This window comes from Mycobacterium sp. AZCC_0083 (assembly GCF_014202335.1).
GTDB lineage: Bacteria > Actinomycetota > Actinomycetes > Mycobacteriales > Mycobacteriaceae > Mycobacterium.
In genome coordinates this window covers 38,273-60,681 of the sequence record NZ_JACHGP010000003.1, presented here as the reverse complement: position 1 = coordinate 60,681, position 22,409 = coordinate 38,273, and the positions used below count along the sequence as shown (strand labels likewise).

Below are 22,409 nucleotides of genomic sequence, written 5' to 3'. Positions count from 1 at the left end.
ATGCGTCTGACTAGGCGGATCAAAATCCAGTTGGGGATTTTCGCGATCATCATTCTGGTTGGGTTATGGGCCGTATTTGGCTATTACTATCAACTACAGAGCAGATTCTTCGACGTTGGCGTGTACACGGTGAAGGTGGAGTTATCCCAGGCGAACACTCTGTATGAAGGAGGAAACGTCACCTATCGTGGCGTTGATGTCGGCCGGATAAACGATGTGCGGCTAACTGACACGGGCGCCGAGGCGGTACTTCAGCTAAATTCGGATACCAATATCCCCTCTGATCTCAACATCGAGGTCCACAGCGTCTCGGCGGTGGGCGAGCAGTACCTGTCGCTGCTGCCGCGCAACGGCAGCAGCGCACCGCTGAAGGACGGCGACGTGATTCCTGCCGACCGCACCACCTTTCCGCCGGACATCAACTCGCTGTTGGCCGCAGCCAACCGCGGCCTGGACGCGATTCCGCGCGACAACCTTCGAACCGTGGTCGATGAGGCCTATACAGCCGTCGGGGGCCTGGGCCCGGACCTGTCCCGGCTCGTGAGCGGCACTGCCACTCTGGCCAGCGATGCCCGCAAGAACCTCGACTCAATCGTCACCGTGATCGACCAGTCAAAGCCCCTCTTGGACAGCCAAGCCGATTCATCGGATTCGATTCAAGCATGGGCGGGCAACTTGGCGGTCGTCACGAAGCAGCTGCAGACCAACGACTCCGCCGTCAAGGGCATCCTGCAGAACGGTCCGCAGGCCCTGGCCGAGACGGGGGCGCTGTTGGATCGGTTACAGCCGACGCTGCCGATAATGCTGGCCAATCTGGTCAGCGTCGGCGAGGTTGCCGTTACCTACCGTGACAATCTTGAGGCACTCCTGGTGCTGCTGCCACAGGGTGCGGCCGCCATCCAGGGGATCCAGGTGCCCAACAAGAACACCGAACAGGACTACAAGGGCGCTTTCCTGGACTTCAATCTCAACCTCAACTATCCGCCACCCTGCACCACGGGGTTCTTTCCGATCCAGCAGCAGCGAGCCCCCAGTTTCCAGGACTACCCGGATCGTCCGAAGGGCAACGTGTACTGCCGGATACCGCAGGACTCGACTCTTACCGCCGTGCGTGGCGCGCGCAATCTTCCGTGTGAGACTCGGCCTGGCAGGCGTGCTGCCACGGTGAAGCAATGCGAAAGCGACGAGCCCTACATTCCGCTTAACGACGGCTTCAACTGGAAGGGCGATCCCAATGCGACATTGACGGGGCAAGGTGTCCCGCAGTTCGACCAGGGGGACCCCTTGCCGGATGGTTCACCTGCCCCGCCGCCGCCGCGCAATGAACAGGCGCCGTTGCCAATTGCGGCGGCTGAATATGACCCCAACACCGGCACCTACGTGGGACCGGACGGGAAGGTGTACACGCAATCGAACTTGGCCCGTGGTGCCGACACCAAACCAACATGGCAGGAGATGCTGTTCCCGGCGCCGGGGAATTGAGTCAGTATGCCGAGAAGGATTCGTCGGAAACCGGCATCACGCTGGCGCGCGTTCTTCAGAATTGCATAGCACGCGAACGTCAACTCGGAGGCGGCGCGAGACCGCTTGGCCGGCATCTTCCGGGAGTCCTATACCGGCTGATCCTTGACGTCATCGTTCCAGGGGCGCACAGCGGGAAATACTGACCTGCGGTCGCCGCCGTGCCCGCTGCCTCGGTAACGGCCTGTTCAAACAAGTCGTGGCCGTGCCTTGACCTTCGTCAACGAGACCGCCGTGATCGGCACCGATCTGCCCGCGGCTACGACTCCCAGCGTGCGGATCACCCCGGTCAAGGTCGGTAATCTGATCTCCGGGGCTCACCCAATGTAGTTCGGCGCCGGATCCGGGTCGGATTTGCTGCGAGCTCTAAAGGGTGACTCGCGATGGACCGTAATTCTGACAGATCGTGTACGGGGGCGTGAATTTGTCCACGCATCCTTCGCCCTTCACGACATATGTTGCGCCCGGCTTGTAGATGTAGTCGAGTATCGCCGGGTCTGGACCGTTATTAGACGCACACTGCCCGGCCGTGTCCTCTCCCTCTATGGAAAGACATACCTCCGAGAAATTAGGGTTGACTTCGCCGCACACTCCCGGTTCCATAGTCGCCCTCGCGTAGCTCACGCCAGAAGTCTGCACCACTTTTGGTGGTGTGAGGACGAAGGCACATTGACCTCCTTCGTCCGAAGGCGAAGCATTCGAGACGCTCGCGGGATAGGCGCCGGTCAGTGCGATTCCAAGAGATGCCGACAAAATGGCGAGCAATCGAATCATGCAAGCATCGTATCGCCATTATCGGTAGCGCAACGACCGGAATCTAAAATGGTTTGGAAAACTGCGTGACAGGCGGGCCAGAGATCTCGTGACAGACAAATGTCCAACCTGGGTATTACGGGATGGTTTTCACGGAAAGCGGTCGGACTCGAGCCTGTCGAATGCGAGTACGGGTATTGGCCAAGTCGATCGGGCGAAGTGTCTCGCGCCTGCGCCCTCTGGGCGGGAGCGCGGTCACCGTTGCCGCGTGGGTCGTCCCGTGCTCGTCTGCTGACGCTCACTGCACGTCATGCCGGCAGCGGGAAAGCCACCCCCGTAGCCATCTCGGACGTCAGCCACAGCTGCGCGGCAAGTTCCTTGTCCCGGGATCGTCTGCTGACGCGGCCGACGTCGGGATGGCCCTTGAGCTCCATCCACCCACCGGGACCAAAGCAAACACCACCGGGGGCGTCGGGGTCGGTAGCGGCCCGCAGCGTCGGTAGCGCTCCCATCGCGGCGCTTTGGAACTGCCCCACCCTGCGCATCATCGCCTGGCGTGCGCCGGGCAGATCATTGCGCACCAGCTCGGTGCGTGCGCCACCCGGATGCGCGGCCAGCGCCCTCATCGGGGCCTGGGCCTTGTCGAGGCGGCGCTGGAGTTCGATGGTGAACGACACGAGCGCGAGCTTGGACTGCGCGTAGGCCGCGAACGGCCGGTAGCGTCGCGAGAGAGCGAGGTCATCGAGGTGCAGACGCCCCACACGGTGGGCGAGGCTGGTGAGCGATACCACGCGCGCGGCGGGGGCGGCCAATAGCCGGTCCATCAGTAGTCCGGTGAGGGCGAAGTGACCGAGATAGTTGGTCGCCAGCTGTAGCTCCACGCCCTGGGGGCTCAATGCGTACGGCGGCCATGCCGCCCCCGCGTTGTTGATCAAGAGGTCTAGCCGATCGGTGCGATGCAGGATGTCCGCCGCTGCAGCGCGTACCGAGTCAACGTCAGAGGTGTCGATGCGGACGAGATCCAATCGAGCCGCGGGGTGGCGGGTACGGATGGTTTGGGCTGCGACCGCGGCCCTGCCGTCGTTGCGACATGCGAGCACGACGTGGGCTCCTGCTGTCGCGAGTGCCACGGCCGTTTCCAGGCCGACACCCGAATTCGCCCCCGTGACAACCGAAGTCATGCCGGCGAGGTTTGGAATGTCGGTCTCGGTCCATGGCGTGCCCGGCCGTCGGGAAGGGGCGCGTATCGCCATGGTTACGCGTCGATGCCGATGCGACGGGCGTTGATGAGGCGGTCGCGCAGGACGGTTTGCCGCTCTTCGTGGGTGATGCGCGCGGTGTCCGCCGGCAGGTGGTCGAAGAGTTCGTTGAGTTTGACCTTCTTCAAGGTTGGCTCGGGCACTGTCTCGGTCCAGTTGTAGCGACCGCCCACCAGGCCCTGCACGTGGCCGTACGTGTCGAGCCAGTTGGGCACGCCGGGATCGGTGTGGCTGATGACTGCGCGGAATTTGCCGTCGCTGTCGAGGACGGCCTCGCTGCCGTTGATCGAGATCTGTCGGCCCCGGCGGTCGTAGTGCTCCCAGAAATTGCTCATGAGGACGAAGAGCCAGTACTGCGCCTCGGGCGGCTCGACCTCCATGATGATCGCCTCGTCGGGCTCGCATTCGAAGGTGCCGCGCGCATAGACCTGGTTTCGGAACGCGACCTCGCGGCCGGAGTCCATGCTCAGCAGGTTGGCTGGGAATGCGACGGTGTCGGCTGGGGCTTCGTAGTGCATGTTGATGCCGCGCTGGAGGAAGTCGGGCTGGCTGCGCAGGAAGTCGATCAATCGGCGGTAGGCGTCCTCGTAGTCGGCAGCGACCGGAGCGGGCGGGGGATAGGTGGCGCCGATTCGCTCGATGTAGTACGCGCCGGGCTGCTCGGTGGCGAGGTCGTAGAACCACTCTCGGATGTAGATGTGGCCCTTGCCCTCGGGCAGCGGCACCCAGTTGCCCGGATGCTCGTCGCGGCTGAGGATGACTTCAAAGGACCCGTCTTCGGAGACCTCCAGGTCGGTCTTGCCGCCGTAGATGTGGCGATAGCCGCCGACAGGTGAGCACAGGTTCATGTTGGCGAGGTCGCCCTCCCACACCTCGATGTCGAGGAGGCGGTGGGTGCCGCGGTTGCCCCACACGCGATACGTGTACTCGCCGGAGAGCATCGTCCAGTGGTAGCGGCCATCGGGGTTGGGGTAGCCCCAGTTCAGCCAGGGGGTCAGGAAGCTAGTGAGGTTGGGGTAAGCCGGGTTGTGAAATTCGACTTCGGCGGTCAGGCCCGCGGCGAACAACCGGGTGAAGTAGCGCAGGGCCTCGCCGCGTAGCAGATCGCCGTCACGGTTGAACGGCTCCTTCTCAAAACGGGGGTCTCCGAACACCACATGCGAGCCAACGTGACCAAAGGTCGCCGTCAGATCTTCTAATAAGATTTCGAATCTGTGATTGGTACGTGCCACCATATCTCCACTGTTCGCGTAGTTGTAAGTTTGCATAAATCTACGCTGATTTTGATTCTTAGGCGGTCGATTATCGGTAGTTTCACTCTCTAAGTACCGGTGGGGGTCACTGCTGTCGGGTTGCTAGCCACCATTGCTCGTGGGCCGTCGTGAGGGCACTGAGCAGGTACGCGGGTAGGAGTGACTTATTCCGGCCCTCAGCCAGCTCACGAACCTGCGTGTAGAGCCCTTGCAAGCCTTGCAGGCCAGCGATCACGGTGAAATACCGGATTGCCTCCGGAGTGACGAGCGATTCGTCGAGTCCGGACTTGGCTGCGTAAAGGCGCCGCAGTCGAGAAGGATCCTTGGTGATGGTGTGCGGCGGCTGCATGGACTCAACCCACGTACACCAGCCCAACTCCTCGCGAGGATCGCCGATCCGCGCCATCTCCCAGTCGACGGCCAACAGTTGTCCCTGTTCGTCGACCATGATGTTGCTCGGCTGAAGCTCGCCGTGCACCAAGCAGAACGGAGCGGGCTCTGGACGGTTGTCCTCAAGCCAGCCGGCGATATACCGGAACAGCGGGTTGCGGTCGAGCTGTTGCTGCTCGGACCTGCGCCATTCCTCGATCCGTCCGTCAACGTAGTCGTCCCAGCTGGCGGGCCGTTCGATCGCCTCCGGTAGTACCGAGAGGTCGGTGCGATTGATGTGTGCGGCGAGTTCGGCGAACGCATCGATCGGATCGGAAACCAACTCACTTTCGCCGCCGCGGATCTCCGCGAGGAAGGAGCGTCCCTGGACCTCCTCGAGAATGATCGTCTTGCTGCCGAGGGCGGAGCCGTCCTCGTCGTAGTGCAGCGCACGAGGCATCGGCACGTCGGTCTTCTCGGTGAGTGCTTGCAGGAGTGCCCACTCCCTTGCCCGGTCGCTCTCGATCGTCACATTGGCGTCGAGCGGGTCCGCCCGCATGATCAGATTGCGGGTCGATCCGTCGCAGTGTGCGGTGAACCGCGCCATGTGCCGGCTGTATCCACCGGCGATGACCTCGTAGTTGTCCACCTTGACGGTGGCAGATTGTGGCATTCGGCTGGAGAGAAAGCGCTCGAGTCGCCGGCAGATCTCGTTTGGTTCATTCATGACCGGCCCGCCAACTCGAAGGACCCGCGGATGTGCAACTCGCGGTGCAGCCGCTGTTCGAGCAGGTGTTCCACCCGCTGTCGTACTGTCTCGCCGGCCGTCCGGCAGTTCTCGAGCAGTCGCGAGAGAACCTCACCGGCCGCGTCGTACCGCCGCTGCACGTCGTCAAAGTGCAGGCTGCTCGAATCCAACTCTCTCAGGACTGCGAGGGCCTCGGCGACCAGCTGCGCTCCGGGTCGGCCGTTGTCCACGTAGTCGTCCGCCTCTGCGAGTACGACGGCGACCTCTTCGTGCATCCAGGCAACTTCGTGGCCGCAACGGCTGGCCACGTTCGCCAGGATGGAGTCGATCATCGCCAGGACGGTCTTCGTCGGGACGTCGGTGATCGATGCTCCCACCGACGTTTCCAGGTGTTCGCGAACCAACTGAACCAGCTGTTCGCAGGATGGATGATTGATCATTGACGTTGATCCGCGGTCTGTGCGCGTAGGAACTTTCGGGCCTGGATGCCGGGGAACCATTCGATGGCTTCGCCGTATTCGATGGAGCCGTCGTCGAGGGTCCACTCGCATAGTGACCAGTACTGCAGGTAGCGCGCCCAGGGCACCCATTTCAGGACGTTCTTGCAGCGGCCTTCGGCGTGCACCGTGCGGCCCAGCTCGTCGGTGCCTTCGATGACCAGGCGCCAGGGCACACCGTCGGGGCGTCGTTCGACGACCTTGCGGGTGCCGGTGACCACGTTGGCGACCTTGTCGTCTTTTTGCAGCCAGCCGGTGATTGCCGGTTCGGTGGTCCCGACGATTGGGTCGGTGTCTTGGGGGTCGGTGCCCATGTTGTACATCTGGAACGCGAAGCCCTTGCCGTCGTTGAACCAGGGGAAGTCGCCTCGGGGGTTGTCCTTGTAGAGCCGTGGTCCCCAGGAGTGGTCGCGGTTTGATCCGCAATCAACGGCGATGTCCTCGCCGTTGATGCGGACCGTTCCCGTCACGCGGCCGGCCTGCTCGTAGTGGTGGGGTCCCCATTCCTCGGAGCCGTCAGGGAAACCGGCGTTGGCGACCTCCATCGTCGCGTCGAACCGCAGATCGAACTGACAGCCGTCGCGGTCGTACTGCATGGTGAACGCCTTCTGCGGCGTGAGGCAGTGCACGGTCAGCCCGTTGGGCGTGGTGTAGTCGAACATCTCGGTGTTGGTCGAGGGGTTCAGCGGCGCGAATTCATGCCAATCGTGGTAGAGGCAGTCATACATTTCCTCTCCCGAGGGGTCCCACAACGCGACCCCGGTCATCGAGAAGTTCATGTTGGGGCGGTGATTCATATAGACGAATCCGCTGAGATCTCGCTCGGCCACATAGAACGGAAACCAGGCACTTTCGTTCCAGAACGGGCTGTCGGTCATCGTGGTGGTGTGGAAGTAATCGTCCTCGGGGCGAACGACATCGACCATTAGCTTTTCTCCTCGGGTTCTGTGTCGTGTGGCGAGCCGTCTGGTATCGCCAGGGTCAGTCGACGGATCGCGTTTCCCAAGCGACGTTGAGGTGCTGGGCCAGTGCCGACTCGGCTTGAGCGGCCCGCAGCTCCGCAGCGACGACCCGTTCGTGCAGTTCGATGAGCAACTCGGTCGTGACCGGAGCGTCGGCGGGTGGGGGATCGGGTTCGGTGGCATCACTGGGCGAAACACCGTGCAGGACAAGGTCAACCATGGCTTGACTCAGCTGGGACGGTGTTGCGTTGACTGCATTGGTTGACAGAATCGGGTCGAAGAGTGCGAGTCCGGCCACCATGCCCAAGACCAGGATGTTGGTGGTGCTGGGGTCCACGTGAAGGCCGCGCCGCGCGCCTTCGAGCTCCAGCTGAGGGACGAGTTGCTGCAGAATTGCGGCGATCTCAGCCGGCCAGGAGGCACCGGTTTCCGAGGGATCGGTCGGGTTCGGGAGCAGTTGGTGTCCCTGCACCAGCGCCATCGCGAGCTCGCGATGCTCGCGCAACAACCGATACAGCGGATCGATGAACCCCTGGACCAGATCTCGCAGCGGCGCCGGTTCATCGACCTGGGTCTCCCAGGTCTTCAAGTACGACGAGATCACCTCGCCAAACGGCACCAACACCGCGGCGCGAAAAAGGCCGGCTTTCGATCCATAACGTCGATAGAGCAGCGGCTCGTGCGCACCAGCCAGTGCGGCGATTTCTCGGGTCGTGCTGCCGGCGTAGCCCTTCACCGCGAACAGGTGCCGCGCCGCGTCACAGACGACTCGATCGACTTCCTCGGGGGATCGACGGACCTTGCTTTGCGCACTCGTGCCGTTACGAACTGCCGCCGGCGCGGGTTGGTGATGTGACACCTTCAGCCTTCCGTTCTGCGCAAGGTCGCCTGAACCCCGAAGGTAGCATGCGCTACAAGCAGATGCCTAGAAGGTAGTTTTGGCTATCTACCCCAACACCGCGTGCCAGCCAACCTGGCCTAGGCCGCGCCTGTTCTTCTAACTGTGTTTCGAACTCTACTTCCGTTCTCTACACCGCATCTCCACTGTTTACGTCGCCAGAATAATTCAGAATCTGCGCCGATTTTGGCCCCTGGAGGAGCGTTGGCCGGTAGCTTTCAACCCCGAAGCCCGGACGATCGAGGAGTTGTCATGTCAGAGCAGACGGTGCAGGGGATGCCCATCGCCGACTTCGACGCCGAGCACCGCATTGCTGCGGCGGTGGCCGAGGCCGGGTCAGACGACTTCGGCGACCCCGGATTCATCGACAACGTGCGCGCCTATCTCCACGCCATTGCGACCGAGGCGGATATCAGCCCGGCCGGTGGGCTGGGTTTGCAGCACCTCGTGCACGGACTGCTGGTCAACCGGCTCCGCTACCACGCCGACCTCGTCGCCCACCCCGAGATCGCGTTGGAGGACGTCAGCGACCCGATCGTCGTGGCGGGACTCTTCCGAACCGGGACTACCAAGCTGCAGCGGATGCTCTCGACCGACCCTGGTGTCCAGGAGCTCACGTTCTGGCGTCTGCTCAACGTGGCGCCGCTGCCCGGTGCTGTGCCTGGGGAGCCCGATCCTCGCATCGCCGTTGCCCGCAACTACGTCGATGCGCTGGCGTCCCAGTCGCCGGAGTTCATGGCAGCCCACGCGTGGATCGCCGACGAGCCCGACGAGGACTCGCTCTTGCTGTGGCTTACGTTCGACCACCTGGCAGGCGGGAGCGTCGGCTACATCCCCTCCTTCGTCAAGCGGGTGCAGGCTCGAGATCAGCGCCTGAGCTACGAGTACCTCGCCGGCATCCTGCGCTACATGCAATGGCAAGACGGGGGGCGGCTCGGCCGGCCCTGGGTGCTCAAGTCCCCGACGCACGTCGGCAGCCTCGAACCCATCCTCAGTGCATTTCCCAACGCGACCATCGCGTTCTGTCACCGCGAGCCGACGGTCGTCGTCCCATCGTTCGTCCGCCTCTTCGAGATTTTCTGGGGCCTCTTCGGCAACTCGGTGGACCCTCGCAAGGTCGGCCCCGTGATGCTGGACCTGTGGTCACAGGAGATGGTCAAGGGTCTCGAGCAGCGCCGTCGCCTTGGTGACGACCCGCGCATCGTGGACGTCTACTACGACGACATCGTTGCCAACCCACTCGACGTCATCCGCTGCGTCTACGACCAGCACGGCCGCATTCTCACGCCCGAAGCCGAGAAGTCCTTCGTCGGCTGGGAGCAGGACAACCCGCAGCACAAGTTCGGCAAGCATCAGTACACGCTCGAATCCTGCGGACTCACCGAGGAGCAGGTGCGTGCAGCCTTCGCTCCCTATGTGGAGCAGTTCCCTCTCCTCCAAGCGAAAGGACTTGTCTGATGAACGATCTGGAGGCCCGTGTCGAGCGGCTCGAGACGGAGCGTGACCTGACCCGGCTGGTCTACGACTATTGCCACGGCATCGACCGGCACGACCTCGAGCGCTTCCTTTCCGTGTGGGACGAGGACGCGACCTGGGACACCGGCGGTCCGTTCGGCAGCTACACCGGCCTGGTCGACATCGAGCGGGGCCTCAAGGAGTCGATGTGGCCGGTCTTCTCGGCGCTGCACCACTGGACCGTCAACCTGGTGCTCGACGTGAAAGCGGAAGCGGACGTAGCGACCGGCATGTCCAACCTGACCTTCCAGGGCAGCGCCCCCGACGGCACCGCGATCGTCGTGGCGGCCACGTATCACGACGAATTCTCCCGCCGGTCGGGCCGGTGGCGCATTAGTCGCCGCACCATCGAGATCCACCACTTCGCGCCGCTGCCGGGAGTTGCGTTCAGCCCCATGCCGGGCGGATGAGCGGGCCGCGGCTGATCCTTGTCGCGCGCACGGCGTGGCTGCCCTCGTGTACTACAAATTCTGGTTGAAATTTGGTCAAAGTGTCGCGCCACCGGAGCTCCACTGGATGGGCGATGTCCAGATAGAACTGCGTAAATCCGGCACGCGTCGCCCATATTGCGGCAATCTGCTCGTTACCAGTATTCGTTATCCAGTTAGAATCTTGGAACGCGACAGGTTGGATTGAACGTGGGTGCTGGTCACCGGCGTGCTCAGACACAGAAGTGAGCTCGAGATGAAACGACTGGTTTTCGAACCCGAACACGAGCAGGTGCGGGAGACCGCCCGCCAATTCGTCGAGCACGAGGTGGCGCCGCACGCGGAGAAGTGGGCACGCGACCGCATCGTCGACCGCTCCGCCTTTGTCGCGGCGGGCAAGTACGGGTTGATCGGCTTCAACATGCCTGAGAAATACGGTGGTGGCGGGTCCGACGACTTCCGGTTCAACGCGGTGATCGTCGAGGAGCTGGCGAAATTCGGATCGGCGGCACCGTCGCTGAGCTTGCAAAACGACATCGTCGGGCCGTACTTCTCGTCGCTGGGCACTGAGGAACAACAGGCCCGCTGGCTACCCGGCTACATCGCCGGCGAGCTCATCGGCGCGATCGCGATGAGCGAGCCCGGGGCCGGCAGCGACCTCGCCGGTATTCGCACCTCCGCGGTGCGCGACGGCGACGACTGGATCCTGAACGGCTCCAAGACATTCATCTCCGCCGGATACAACTCCGATCTGGTGATCGTGGTGACCCGCACCGATCCCAACGCAGGCCACAAAGGTTTCTCGCTACTGGTGGTCGAGCGCGGGATGGACGGCTTCACTCGAGGGCGCAAGCTGGACAAGATGGGTATGCACGCGCAGGACACAGCTGAGCTGCACTTCGACAGCGTGCGGGTTCCAGGTACCAACCTGCTGGGTCAAGTGAATCGCGGCTTCTACCACCTGATGCACAACCTGCCCTCGGAACGGCTGTCGATCGCGATTGCCGCGGTCGCCGGCGCCCGCGAAACCTGGCGCGAGACACTGCGATATGCCAAGGACCGCAAAGCCTTCGGGCAACCCATCGGTAGCTTCCAGCACAATCGCTTCGTGCTTGCCGAACTCGACACGGAGCTCGAGATCGCCGAGCAGTACATAGACCGCTGCCTGCTCGCGGTGGTCGCGAAGGAACTCACCGCCGTCGAAGCCGCGAAAGCCAAGTGGTGGTGCACCGAGCTGGCGAAGAAGGTCGTCGACGCCTGCGTGCAACTGCACGGCGGCTATGGCTACATGAACGAATACAAGGTGGCCAGGGACTATGTGGACGCCCGGGTTCAGACCATCTTCGGGGGGACCACCGAGATCATGAAGGACATCATCGGCCGCGACCTGGGCCTGTAGTCCAGCCCGTCAGGAGTGGCGGACGATTTCTTCTCTAAATAGGGCACTCTTAAGCGTTAAATAGGGTACTTTTTCGGCATGGCGCCCATGCGATTCGGATCCTTCGTCGCCCCATTCCACCCGGCTGGCGTCAACCCGACCGCCGCTCTCGAGGACGACCTCGGGCTGGTGGAGCACCTCGACCGCCTGGGCTACGACGAGGTTTGGGTGGGGGAGCACCACTCGGCCGGCACCGAGATCATCTCCTCTCCGGAGATATTCCTCGCGGCGGCGCTGTCGCGGACCCATCGCATCACCCTGGCGACCGGAGTCATCAGCGCGAGCTATCACAACCCGCTCTGGGTCGCCGAGCGGGCGATTCAGCTCGACCACATGTCACGCGGGCGTTTCGTGCTGGGTCTCGGACCCGGAGCGTTGCCCAGCGACGCGGCGATGATCGGCCTCGACATGAAGGACACCCGCAACCTGCTCGAGGATGCCGTCGAGGTCATCACGCAGCTGATCCGCAGCGACGAGCCCGTCACCTTCGCCAACGCCCGATGGGACCTGCGTGAGGCGAGGACGCACCTGGCTCCTTATTCCGAGGGTGGCCCCGAGATTGTGATCGCGGCAGTGGCCTCACCGTCGGGCCCGCGCCTCGCCGGGCGCTACGGGCACGGCCTGCTGTCGCTTGGGCTCTCCACTGAGGCGGGGTTCGACGCCCTGGGCGAGCACTGGGGTGTGATGGAGGAGCGCGCGGAGCATTACGGGGCGACCGTCGATCGCGGTGCCTGGCGTCTGGTGGGGCAGATGCATCTCGCCGAGACCCGCGAGCAGGCGGTCCGCGAGGTCGCGTACGGCATTGAGACTTTCAACGACTACAACCAGAACACGGCGGGGTTTGCGGTCAAGGGCGTCGGCGACTCCCTCGGCTCGGTGGAGGAGCTGGCCGAGGCGGTCAACGAGTCGGGTCTCGGTGTCATCGGTACCCCCGACGACGCCATCGCTCTCATCGAACGGGTGTGGGAGCAGTCCCGTGGTGGCTTCGGCTGCTACCTCTTGATGGCCCATAGCTGGGCGTCGCCGGCCGACACCCTGCACAGCCACGAACTCTTCGCCCGCCACGTGATGCCGCACTTCCAGGGCCAGGGCACCGCGACGATGGCGTCCCGCGCGCGGGCACGAACGGCACGGGCCGCCTTCGTACAGGACAGCTTCGCCGGTGTGGAGATGGTCATGAAGAAGTACCAGGACGAGCTCAACGCGAAGCCCGGGAACTGATCAACCCCCGCGCGGATTCCACCCCGCGCCTGAAGATTCCGAGGAGAAAACGATGAACAGGCTCGATGGCAAGGTCGCCTTCATTTCCGGCGTGGCCCGCGGCCAGGGTCGGTCGCACGCCGTACGCATGGCCGAGGAGGGAGCGGACGTCATCGGCTTCGACGTCTGCGAGGACCTCGACTCGTGCGCGTACCCCCTGGCCACCGAAGAGGACCTGGCCGAGACCGTCGAGCTCGTCGAGAAGGCGGGCGGGCGCATCGTCGCGCGCAAGGCCGACGTGCGGGCGCGCTCGCAGGTCGAAGGCGTGCTCGCGGAGGGTCTCGCGGAACTCGGCCGAGTCGACTTCGTGGTGGCCAACGCCGGCATCATGCCGATCATCGGCGCCGCGGCGCGCACCGGGCAAGCGTGGGACGACGGCATCGGCGTCATGCTGACCGGCGTCTTCAACACCGTCGACGCCGCGATTCCGAGCCTGATCGAGCAGGGTGACGGGGGCGCGATCATCATCACCAGCTCCTCGGCCGGGCTCCGCGGCTTCAACATGTTCATCACCCCTGGTGGCATGTCCTACGTCGCCGCCAAGCACGGCGTGGTGGGCCTCATGCGCGCCTGGGCCAACCAGCTCGGGCCCCACAATGTCCGCGTCAACACGGTGCACCCGACGGGAACCGCCACGCCGATGGTCATGAACGAGGCGTTCGGCACCTTCACCACGACGGAAGCTCCTGGCGTCGCCGAGGCCATGTCCAACGCCCTGCCGGTAGAGATGATCCAGCCGGTGGACATCAGCAACGCCGTGGTGTTCCTGTGCTCGAACGAGGGTCGCTACGTCACCGGTGTCGCACTGCCGGTCGATGCAGGTGCCACGAACAAGTGAGGATCAGTCGGTCGCGATGCGGACAACTCGCGAATCCGCTCGACGGTACGGGGGCGAATCTGCAGTAAGGTCACCGTGTCCGACGCTGCTGCGAGGTGATTCTTGCCCGACCCGACCAACTCCGCCCCTTGGTCCGGTGCCTCGGCACCGGAACGACTGGGGAAAGACAGCGGCAGCAAGAGAGCGGGATTGCTCGCCTCCAAGATCGAGACTGACATCATTGCGATGGGCTGGCCCGTGGGCCACCAGCTCGGCAGCGAGGTCGAGCTCATGGAACGCTACGGCGTGAGTCGGTCGATCTTCCGCGAGGCCATCCGGCTGCTCGAGCACCGCATGATCGTGGAGAGTCGACGCGGCCGCGGCGGCGGATTGTTCGTGGCCGAGCCCGATCCCGCCGTCATCGCGGACGCAGTGTCGTTGTTTCTGCGGTATCGCAGAGTCAGCGTGCGCGATCTGTTCGAGGTGCGGCAGGCCCTCGAGCTGACCTCGGTGCGTCTCGCCGCGTCGCGGGCGAAGGACGACGACGTGGCGCGCCTTCGGGCGCTGGCGGCTCTCCCAACCGAACCAACCCCGCAGCAGATCGCGGACCGGGGGGCGGAGTTCCACAACGTGGTGGCCGAGCTCTCGGGTAACGCGGCGATTCACCTGTTCGTCCAGGTGGTGACGGAATTGACCGAGGCGATGCTTGATCATGAGCCGGCCAGCCACATCCCGTCCAGCGTCGAGCATGCGCACCACGGGATCGTTGAAGCGATCGCGAACCTGGACCCGAGGACCGCGCAGCGAAGGATGCTCCGTCACTTCGAGGCGATGACCGAGGTCGGATTTCCCGATGCGGGAGAGTCGGACTAGCGCTCCAGGTGCACCGGGAGCCGGAGCGGGCCGCGGGTGAATCCCGAGCGGTATGGGATCGGCTCGGGGGCCGCGAGGTCGAAGCGCCGCAGCCGGGACACCGCACGGACCGCGAGTCGGATCTCGCGGCGAGCGAGGTCCTTACCGAGGCAAGCGTGTATACCGGCCCCAAAGGCCAAGTGGCGCTTGGCGTTCGCCCGAGACAAGTCAATGTTCGTGGGCTCGGGGAATGTCTTGGGGTCGCGGTTCGCGCTGGTCCAGTTGACGTTCACGCGGTCGCCCTTGGTCATCGGGCAACCGCCGAGCTCGAGATCCTCGGTCACCGTCCTTCCGGCGAGAGTCACCGGTGAGGTGTAGCGGAGCAATTCCTCAACGGCTTGGACCAGACCGTCGTCGTCGAGGGTGGCGATCCGCTTGCGCAGGTCTGGGTCGCGGGCCAACTCATGGAAGATACTGCCGAGGGCGGACTGGGTAGTGTCGATGCCCGCGACGACCATGAGGTACATCATCTGAATGCGTTCCGGTTCCGTCATCCGGACCTCGTCGTCCGCGTCATCGAGACCGGCGTGCGCGATGGTGCCGATCAAGTCGTCACGCCGGCCCTCGGCTCGTGCCGTCTCCAGCAGACCGGAGCACCATCCGAGGATCTGCGGGACCACCTCGAGCGCGCGCTCGGGTTGGGTTTGCATGGCGTCCACTAGCTCAAAGACGTGGCCCAGATCCTTCGGGTCCTGGTTCAGGAAGAGTTCGAAGAACGCCCGCGGAGGGAGCACGGTCGCGAAGCTACCGATCAGGTCACAAGGATCCTGGATGAGGCAATCGGCCAGGATTTCGTCGACGATGCGGGCGACGTCCTGCTCCACCCCGTTCACGGCGTTCGGCGTGAAGAATGGGTTGAGCTTCAGCCGCAGCCGCTTATGCAGCGGAGGGTCGTTCTCGAGCGGAATGAGCCGGAGCATGTCCAGGTCGTACTGGACCGGCGTGGCACCCTGTTGCGACGAGAACCGGTTGTGGTCCAGCGCGGCCGCGTTGACTTCGGGAAATCCGGTGACCAGCCAGAACCCGGTGTCCCGCTCCGACCAATGACCGGTGCTCCACGCGACGGGGCAACGTTCCCGAATGTCGGCCGACACCTCGTGGTATTCGTTGGCCAGGCTGGGGTCGAGCGGCTCGAAGTGCACGGTGGGCGCGTTCTGGCCGGTCATTTCGGTCCTTTCAGTCATGAGGTCCTCCGCTTGTTTCGCTCGATCGCGTGTCCGAGTGCCTCGAAATCCCAGGTGCGCTCGGTGATCCCACGCTCGACGAGCTTGAACTTCTGGACTCGGCCCATCACGTTCGTGGGGAGCTCGTCGACGATCTCCACGTAGCGGGGCACGGCGTAGTACGGAAGGTTGCGCTTGAAGAACTCGAAGAGCTCGGCCGGCTTCAGTTCGGCGCCGCCGGCGGGAACCAGGCATGCCTTGATCTCGTCCTCGCTCAGCTCGGACGGCACCGCGTGTACCGCGACGGCACCGATCTCCGGATGCGCCAGGATGGCGCGCTCGAGTTCGACGGACGCCACGTTCTCCCCTCGACGGCGCAGTGCGTCCTTCTTGCGGTCGACGAAGGTGAGGTAGCCGTCGGCGTCCAGCCGACCGCAATCGCCGGTGTGGTGCCAGAGATTCCGCCAGGCCTCCGCCGTGGCATCGGGCTTGCGCCAATATCCACCGAACATCCCGTTGGTTCCCCTGGGACGCACCGTGATCTCGCCGACCTCGCCGATGGGGACGTCCTCGTCGTCGTCATCGACCAAACGGACGTCGAAGTAGGGGGTCACTCGTCCGGCCGTGCCGGGCCGGCGCTCGTCGGACAGGGCGCTGATCGCCGGAATGAGCGCCTCGGTCTGCCCGTAGATCTCTGCAGTCACCCGCGTGCCGAAACGCCCTTCGAACTCGAGCTGCTTGTCGGCCGTCATCGGCAGCCACATGGCCAGCCGCAGCCGATTGTCCGAATCGGATGGATGAGGTGGTTGGGCCAGCAGGGCCAGGGCCATCGCGCCAGCCCCGTAGAGGACGGTCGCGCCGGTCTCGCGGACCCGGGCCATGTAGCGGCTCGCGCTGAACTCGGGTTCGAGCACCAGCGAGGCACCGGCGTTCAACGCGGTTGTGACACCGTAGATCTGCCCGCTGGTGTGGAAGAGCTGGTAGGCGGTGAAGAGGACGTCACTGTGCTCGATCCACTCGGCGGTGATGAGCTCGCGGGCAATCGTCAGGTAGTACCCGTTGCTCATCATGCAGCCCTTGGGCATGCCCGTAGTTCCGGACGTGTACATGATCGAGCAGAGGTCGCCCGGGGCGAGCTCCGGATAGGTCGGCGACGGCCCTGGTCGGTCGATCGAGGAGTAGCCGAGCAGGTCGACGCCGGGAATTCCGCTGTCGGAGCCGACCGGAAGCTCGCCCACGACGACGATCTGCCGCAGCCCCGGCAGGCGCTGCGCCAGTGGGCGAACCTGCTCCAGGCCGAGCGCGTCCGTGACGATCGTGGCGGCCTCGGAGTCCGCGAGCTGGTAGCGCAGGAACTCGCCACGCAGGAACGGGTTCAGCGGAACTTGTAGCACTCCGAGCCGGGCACAGGCCAGGAACAGCGTGGCGAATTCGATGCGGTTCGGCAGGACAAAGGCGATCTGCTGGCCCTTCGCCACACCGAGTCGCTGCAGTCCTCCGGCGACACGGTCGGAGGCATCGGCCATCTCCCCGTAGGTAACGCAGTCCCCACCGCACTGCAGAAAAGGCTTGTCGGGCTGTACCGACGCCCAGTGCAGAAAGCGGTCTCGGACAGTCTCACGATTACCGGCGTTCTTCACGACCACCCTCCAGCTCTGAGCTCGAATCGAATGCCGGTGACCACATCATTCAGCAGGATCCGGTCCGTGTCGCGGTGGTCGGTGACGGCGCCGTGGCGTCCGGCGGTCTCGGCGAGCGCTGCGGCGTCGGCGCAGCCGAGAGTGGTGAGCCAGGATCCCGGGCCGGCCTGTGCGAGGTACTCGGCGGCGGGACCGGTGCCCGCGGGCTCGGCGACGATAAGCGCCGCGCTGCCCGGATGGCGGAACGTCCACTTCGCGGCGCGGATGCCGAGCAGATCGTCGTCGTAGAACTCCGGCTCGCCGAGGCCGACGACCTCGGCGAGCTGACGCACCGATTCGTCGAGGTCGAGCATGAGGTTGGTCCGCCCGCTGACTCGGAGCGTCGGTTCGTCGGCGCGGGGCAACTCGACTGAATCCCGAACGGATCTCGGGAAGACGTCGATCGGGATGTACTCCACGAAGAGGCCGCCGTCGACACCCTCGACCCGCTCCCGTCCGGACCAGCCGATCCAGGCTCGGCGGTACGGCAGATGTGCGCACTCGTGTTCGACGTGCACCGCGATACCGCGCGTCAGCAAGCCGTCCACGGCCTCCTCGAAGTTGTGTACGGCCAGGACAGTGCCGTGGATGCGCTGCCGCCGGCCGAGTCCCTGGATCGACTGCATCGGCTGGAACGGCGCCCACGCACAGCCATCGGCCGGACCGATGGGGTGCGTGGGCAGCGTCACCAACTGAAAGCGGGTCGGGGCAGCGGCCTGATCGGCCCGTCCGCGCAGAAAGACCGAGTCGAAGTCGTGCTCGGGGATGTGGGACACACCCGTGGACTTCAGTTCGGGGAAGAGTTCGACGAGCCGGCGTCCTGCGACGTCCAGGTCGGGGACGACCCAGTCCGCCGCGTTCAGCAGGTCGACTACTGGGCGGCTCATGACGGGTTCAGCCCCAGTTTGCGGGCGATGAGCTGACGCTGCATCTGCGATGTACCCGCAGTGATGGTGGCGCCGCGGGCCGCGCGGAAGTGTCGCTGCATGGGAAACTCCATCGTGTAGCCGTAACCGCCGAGAACCTGCATCCCCTTGTTCGCCACGTCAGCGAACACCTCCGAGCCAAAGAGCTTGGACATCGAGATGTCGAGGAGTCCGTCGCCGTCGCGCCCGTAACTCCAGGCCGCGTGCAGCATCAGATAACGCGCGGCCTCCACAGAGGTGTGCATGTCGGCGAGCATGTGTGCCATCGCTTGGAAGTCGCCGATCGGCCGCCCGAATTGCTTGCGTTCCTTGGCATATGAGATGGCGTAGTCAACGACCGCCCGCGCGTTGCCCACGTACGCGGCCGAGGTCGACAACCGCTCCAGACGCAGCCCGGACAGCAGCACGTCCCATCCGCCGTTGACGTCGCCGACGATCTGGTGTGCCGGGATACGTACGTCGGTCAACAGGAGCGACGTGGTGGGGTAGAGGTGTCGTCCGATCGTTTCGACTGGTCGGATCTCCAAGCCCGGGGCCGTGTTCGGCACGAGAAAGCAGGTGATGCCGCGCTGATGCGGGGCATCCGGGTCGGTGCGGGCGTAGAGACAGATCGTGGTATCTCGGACGCCGGCACCGCTGGCGTAGATCTTCTCGCCATTGAGCACGAAGTGGTCGCCGTCGCGAACCGCCCGGGTTCGCAGCTTCCCGACGTCCGATCCGGCTTCCGGTTCGGTCATCGCGACGCTGAACCGCCGTTCGCCGGTGAGAAGCGGTGGCAGCCAACGTTGGACGAGCTCGGGCGAGCCGTTGTGCAGAATGTTGAGGCCCATGAACAAGGGCGTCCCGTACACCCCGATCATGTCGTAGCCCCAGTAACCGAGAGTCTCGGCGACGAGGACGAAGTCCATCACCGAGCCGCCCTGACCGCCGTACTCCTCGGGGAAGGGAAGTCCGAGCAGCCCCGCTTCCGCCCACGTGTCCCAGAGCTCGTAGGGGTATTCCTGAGCTGCGTCGAGCCGGGCGATGTACTCCTCGGGGGCGTGCTTGCTCATCAGGCTGCGCACGGTGTCGACGAGCGCAGTCTGTTCGTCGGTGAGGGAGAAGTCGATCACGCCGGTCCTCCTGTCGCGATGAAATGGGCCCAGCGCGGCGGCCGTTTCTCGACGAATGCCGCTGCGGCCTCGGCGGCGTCGGGCGTCCGAGCGAGCCGCAGGCTGAACTGTTGCTCAACCGCGTAACCGGCTTCGGTGTCGAGCTGTTCGGCCAACCTGATCGACTGCTTCGTCAGACGAAGTGCGGTGGGGCTCTTGTCTGCGATGCACTGCGCGAGATCGGTTGCGGCCGTGTCGATATCCTCGACGAGCCACGTCAGCAGGCCTCGCTCGCACGCCTGCTGCGCGTCGAGCCAACCGCCGGTGAACGCCATCCAGCGGACGGTTCCGGCGTCGAGGTGCTGCCGCAGATGACGGGTTCCACCGCATCGGCCGACGTCGATCTCGGGGATCGCGAATCGGCAGTTGTGGCTCCCGATCCGAATGTCGGACTGCGCGATGATCGCGCACGCACCGCCGACGGCTGCCCCGTCGACCACGGCGATGACCGGGACCGGGTGCGTGCCGATGTCGGCAAGCACCCGCCGGGTGAGTTCCTGCCTGTGCTCGTCTTGTTCGGGTGTCATCGGAAGCTGCTTGACGTCGGCGCCCGCACTGAAGATGCCGCTCACCCCGGACCGGATGACGAGCACGCTTGCACGTCGCATGCCTGCCGTCTCGTAGAGGGCCTCGCCCAGTTCGAGCCAGGTCTGTGTACGCATGGCGTTGACCGGCGGGCGGTGCAGCGAGATCGTCGCGATGCGGTCGTGGATGACTGCGGAGACGTCGTCGCCCTGAAAGATCGTGGTGTTCACAGCGACGTGTCCCCGCGCAGCAGTTGCTGTGCAATTTGGCGGCGCAGGATCTCGCTGGTGCCGTCCGCGACCTCGAGGGTCCGAATCATCTGATGCGCCTTGGCCAATCCGACCTCGTTCGTGAATCCCATGGCGCCGTGCGCCTGCATCGCGGAATCGATCACCCGCAAGGCGTTGTCGGTGGCGAGCACCTTCGCCATCGCCAGCTCCTTGCGCGCCGGCCGACCGGCGTCGAGCAGACGGGCCACATTGAGTGCCATGAGCCGAGCGGACTGGATGCCGATCGCCGCGTCCGCCAACCGGAAGCTGATCGCTTGGTGCTGGGCGATCTCGCGTCCGAAGGCCTTACGAACCTTGGTGTACTCCAATGCTTTGTCCAGCGCCCATCGTGCGATCCCGACGGCTTTGCCGCAGTTGTACACCCGGCCGAAACTCACGCCTTCCATCGCGATCGTGAAACCTTGCCCGGGCTCACCGAGCACCTGATCGTCGGGAACGAACATGTCGTCGAAGTGCAGGATCGTCTCGTCGGAGCCAAGGTTGCCGAACATCGGCGACACCCCGGCGACGCTGAAGCCCGCCGTGGTGGTGTCGACCAGGAACGCACCGACACCGCCTTTGCGCTGGGCGAACGTTTCTGGCTCCGTCACGGCCACCACGACTGCCACGTCGGCGCCCGCGCCGTTGGATATCCATTGCTTGGAGCCGGTGATCGACCAGCCGCCGTCGACGCGCGTCGCCCTGGTACGGATGTTCCAGGCGTCGCTGCCTGCGTCGGGCTCGGACATCGCGAAGCACATCGTCTGCTCCCCGGCGACGAGGCCCTGCAGTACTTTTTCCCGGGCGGCTGGGGTGGCGTGCCGGAGCAACGGGCTTGCGCCCTTGGACCAGTGCGCCATCGCGACGTAGCCCAGCCACCGTTTGGGTCCGCAATGGGAGAACAGCCGCTCCCAGGCCACCAGCATGCCTTCGTATCCGATGCCGGATCCGCCGACATCAGGGGGCAGCGCCATCGTGTAGTAGCCGGCCGCGGCCGACCGGGTTCGCACCTGTTTGAGTAGGGCGAGGGTGTCGGCGGAATGGTGACCGTTCGTGTCGTAGACCCGACGGGGATCGTCCAGCCACTCGTTGTCGTCGTGAAGTCGATCGACCTCGTGCACGAGGAAGTCCTCCAGGCCGCCGAGGATGTCGTCGAAACCGGTCACTTGACGAAGAACCCCCCGTCGACCCGCAGGTCCATGCCAGTGACGAAACGGGCTTCATCGGAGACCAGCCAGGCGACCGCGGCCGCGGCGTCCTCCGGCTCGACGAAACCAGCGTTGGGCAGCAGCACCCACTCGTTGAACGTTTCCTTCGCGTCCTCGATCGTCGGGTTCTCGAGGTCGGGACGGATCGCCTTCCAAAAGTCTTCGTACTGCACCATCGGGGTGTTCACGGTCGACGGCAACAGGGCATTCACCCGAACGTTGCTCTGCCCGAGCTCCTGCGCGAGAGTCTTCATCAGCCCGATGACGCCGTGCTTGGCCGCCACGTAGTTGGAGTAGGTCGGGTAGCCCTTGAGGCCGGCAACAGAGCTCGTCAGCACGATGGCACCGCCCCGCCCGCCGGAGAGGATGTGGGGGATGGCGACCTTGGTCGTCTGCCACACCCCGGTCAGGTTGATGTCGAGCGTGGTGTTCCACTCCTCAGCCGAGAATTCCCAGGAGAAGCGGGGTTGCGCCATGATCCCGGCATTCGCGACAACGATGTCGAGCCGGCCGAAGTCAGCGACGGATTCGTCGATCGCGGACTGAAGACCGTCGAGATCGCGCACGTCGACCTGCTTGGCGATGATCCGCCGGTCCAGGTGCTCGACTGCCTTCACCGTCTCGTCGAGATCGGCCTGGGTGGCGCCGGATCGCGGAACGGTCGCGATGTCGGCGAGGTTGTCCACGATGACGATGTCCGCGCCGTCTAGCGCAAGCCGGATCGCATGCGCCCTGCCCTGTCCGCGGGCACCGCCGGTGATGAATGCGACCTTGCCGTGCAGCCCGCCCATGGTCAGTCCGTCCTTCCGAGCTGGCGCTCGCCGTCGAGTTGGCCCAGTCTCACAAAATAGTGCCCTA

Annotated in this window: 20 protein-coding genes; 7 read left to right on the top strand and 13 right to left on the bottom strand. The window is 64.6% G+C overall.

Annotated features, from left to right (window positions below):
- The gene (locus HNP02_RS07305; RefSeq protein WP_184436724.1) at positions 1 to 1,482 is read left to right on the top strand and encodes an MCE family protein; all 1,482 of its coding nucleotides are present in this window, start codon (positions 1 to 3) and stop codon (positions 1,480 to 1,482) included.
- Positions 1,483 to 2,582: 1,100 nt separating this feature from the next.
- Here the strand turns inward: HNP02_RS07305 and HNP02_RS07300 are convergent.
- From HNP02_RS07300 to HNP02_RS07275, 6 genes are all read right to left on the bottom strand, one after another.
- A complete protein-coding gene (locus tag HNP02_RS07300) occupies positions 2,583 to 3,527 on the bottom strand; it encodes an oxidoreductase (RefSeq protein ID WP_184436721.1) in 945 nt (314 codons plus the stop codon).
- Positions 3,528 to 3,529: 2 nt separating this feature from the next.
- Positions 3,530 to 4,687 (bottom strand): DUF1214 domain-containing protein, encoded by a 1,158-nt coding sequence (locus tag HNP02_RS07295; protein WP_184436720.1) that lies wholly within the window; start codon positions 4,685 to 4,687, stop codon positions 3,530 to 3,532.
- 184 nt (positions 4,688 to 4,871) lie between these two features.
- A complete protein-coding gene (locus HNP02_RS07290; RefSeq protein ID WP_184436719.1) occupies positions 4,872 to 5,828 on the bottom strand; it encodes a phosphotransferase family protein in 957 nt (318 codons plus the stop codon).
- A 50-nt stretch (positions 5,829 to 5,878) separates the two neighbouring features.
- Complete coding sequence (locus tag HNP02_RS07285; RefSeq protein WP_184436718.1) at positions 5,879 to 6,343, bottom strand: hypothetical protein; 465 nt, start codon at positions 6,341 to 6,343, stop codon at positions 5,879 to 5,881.
- Positions 6,340 to 7,326 carry a hypothetical protein gene (locus HNP02_RS07280; RefSeq protein WP_184436716.1) on the bottom strand — a complete coding sequence of 329 codons (987 nt, stop codon included), beginning with the start codon at positions 7,324 to 7,326 and terminating at the stop codon, positions 6,340 to 6,342. Before HNP02_RS07280 ends, HNP02_RS07285 begins: the two co-directional genes overlap by 4 nt.
- Positions 7,327 to 7,381: 55 nt before the next feature.
- A complete protein-coding gene (locus HNP02_RS07275) occupies positions 7,382 to 8,221 on the bottom strand; it encodes a helix-turn-helix domain-containing protein (protein WP_309241458.1) in 840 nt (279 codons plus the stop codon).
- A gap of 291 nt (positions 8,222 to 8,512) precedes the next feature.
- Here HNP02_RS07275 and HNP02_RS07270 point away from each other — a divergent pair, with 291 nt between their 5' ends.
- From HNP02_RS07270 to HNP02_RS07245, 6 genes are all read left to right on the top strand, one after another.
- On the top strand, positions 8,513 to 9,718 hold the full coding sequence (locus tag HNP02_RS07270; protein ID WP_184436714.1) for a sulfotransferase: 1,206 nt from the start codon (positions 8,513 to 8,515) through the stop codon (positions 9,716 to 9,718).
- Positions 9,718 to 10,185 carry a nuclear transport factor 2 family protein gene (locus tag HNP02_RS07265; protein WP_184436713.1) on the top strand — a complete coding sequence of 156 codons (468 nt, stop codon included), beginning with the start codon at positions 9,718 to 9,720 and terminating at the stop codon, positions 10,183 to 10,185. Before HNP02_RS07270 ends, HNP02_RS07265 begins: the two co-directional genes overlap by 1 nt.
- A gap of 274 nt (positions 10,186 to 10,459) precedes the next feature.
- The gene (locus tag HNP02_RS07260) at positions 10,460 to 11,602 is read left to right on the top strand and encodes an acyl-CoA dehydrogenase family protein (RefSeq protein WP_184436712.1); all 1,143 of its coding nucleotides are present in this window, start codon (positions 10,460 to 10,462) and stop codon (positions 11,600 to 11,602) included.
- A gap of 78 nt (positions 11,603 to 11,680) precedes the next feature.
- On the top strand, positions 11,681 to 12,862 hold the full coding sequence (locus HNP02_RS07255; RefSeq protein WP_184436711.1) for an LLM class flavin-dependent oxidoreductase: 1,182 nt from the start codon (positions 11,681 to 11,683) through the stop codon (positions 12,860 to 12,862).
- 52 nt (positions 12,863 to 12,914) lie between these two features.
- On the top strand, positions 12,915 to 13,739 hold the full coding sequence (locus HNP02_RS07250) for a mycofactocin-coupled SDR family oxidoreductase (RefSeq protein WP_184436710.1): 825 nt from the start codon (positions 12,915 to 12,917) through the stop codon (positions 13,737 to 13,739).
- Positions 13,740 to 13,841: 102 nt separating this feature from the next.
- Positions 13,842 to 14,591: a FadR/GntR family transcriptional regulator gene (locus HNP02_RS07245; RefSeq protein ID WP_184436709.1), complete on the top strand. Its 750-nt coding sequence runs from the start codon at positions 13,842 to 13,844 to the stop codon at positions 14,589 to 14,591.
- On the opposite strand, the gene HNP02_RS07240 is transcribed toward HNP02_RS07245, so the two are convergent.
- Genes HNP02_RS07240 through HNP02_RS07210 form a run of 7 tightly spaced genes read right to left on the bottom strand, consistent with a single transcriptional unit; the run spans position 14,588 to position 22,342 of the window.
- Entirely contained in the window at positions 14,588 to 15,814 is a 1,227-nt protein-coding gene (locus HNP02_RS07240; RefSeq protein ID WP_184436707.1) for a cytochrome P450, read from the bottom strand. The genes HNP02_RS07245 and HNP02_RS07240 overlap by 4 nt on opposite strands.
- Positions 15,811 to 17,433, bottom strand: a complete 1,623-nt coding sequence (locus HNP02_RS07235; RefSeq protein WP_184436705.1) for an AMP-binding protein — start codon at positions 17,431 to 17,433, stop codon at positions 15,811 to 15,813. The genes HNP02_RS07240 and HNP02_RS07235 overlap by 4 nt, the downstream gene beginning before the upstream one ends.
- Positions 17,430 to 18,359, bottom strand: a complete 930-nt coding sequence (locus HNP02_RS07230) for a hypothetical protein (RefSeq protein ID WP_184436703.1) — start codon at positions 18,357 to 18,359, stop codon at positions 17,430 to 17,432. Before HNP02_RS07230 ends, HNP02_RS07235 begins: the two co-directional genes overlap by 4 nt.
- On the bottom strand, positions 18,356 to 19,510 hold the full coding sequence (locus HNP02_RS07225) for an acyl-CoA dehydrogenase family protein (protein ID WP_184436700.1): 1,155 nt from the start codon (positions 19,508 to 19,510) through the stop codon (positions 18,356 to 18,358). The genes HNP02_RS07230 and HNP02_RS07225 overlap by 4 nt, the downstream gene beginning before the upstream one ends.
- Positions 19,507 to 20,304 (bottom strand): enoyl-CoA hydratase/isomerase family protein, encoded by a 798-nt coding sequence (locus HNP02_RS07220; RefSeq protein WP_184436698.1) that lies wholly within the window; start codon positions 20,302 to 20,304, stop codon positions 19,507 to 19,509. Before HNP02_RS07220 ends, HNP02_RS07225 begins: the two co-directional genes overlap by 4 nt.
- Positions 20,301 to 21,509 (bottom strand): acyl-CoA dehydrogenase family protein, encoded by a 1,209-nt coding sequence (locus HNP02_RS07215; protein WP_184436696.1) that lies wholly within the window; start codon positions 21,507 to 21,509, stop codon positions 20,301 to 20,303. Before HNP02_RS07215 ends, HNP02_RS07220 begins: the two co-directional genes overlap by 4 nt.
- Positions 21,506 to 22,342, bottom strand: coding sequence for a mycofactocin-coupled SDR family oxidoreductase (locus HNP02_RS07210; RefSeq protein WP_184436694.1), 837 nt, complete (start codon positions 22,340 to 22,342; stop codon positions 21,506 to 21,508). Before HNP02_RS07210 ends, HNP02_RS07215 begins: the two co-directional genes overlap by 4 nt.
- Between the last annotated feature and the right edge of the window lie 67 nt (positions 22,343 to 22,409).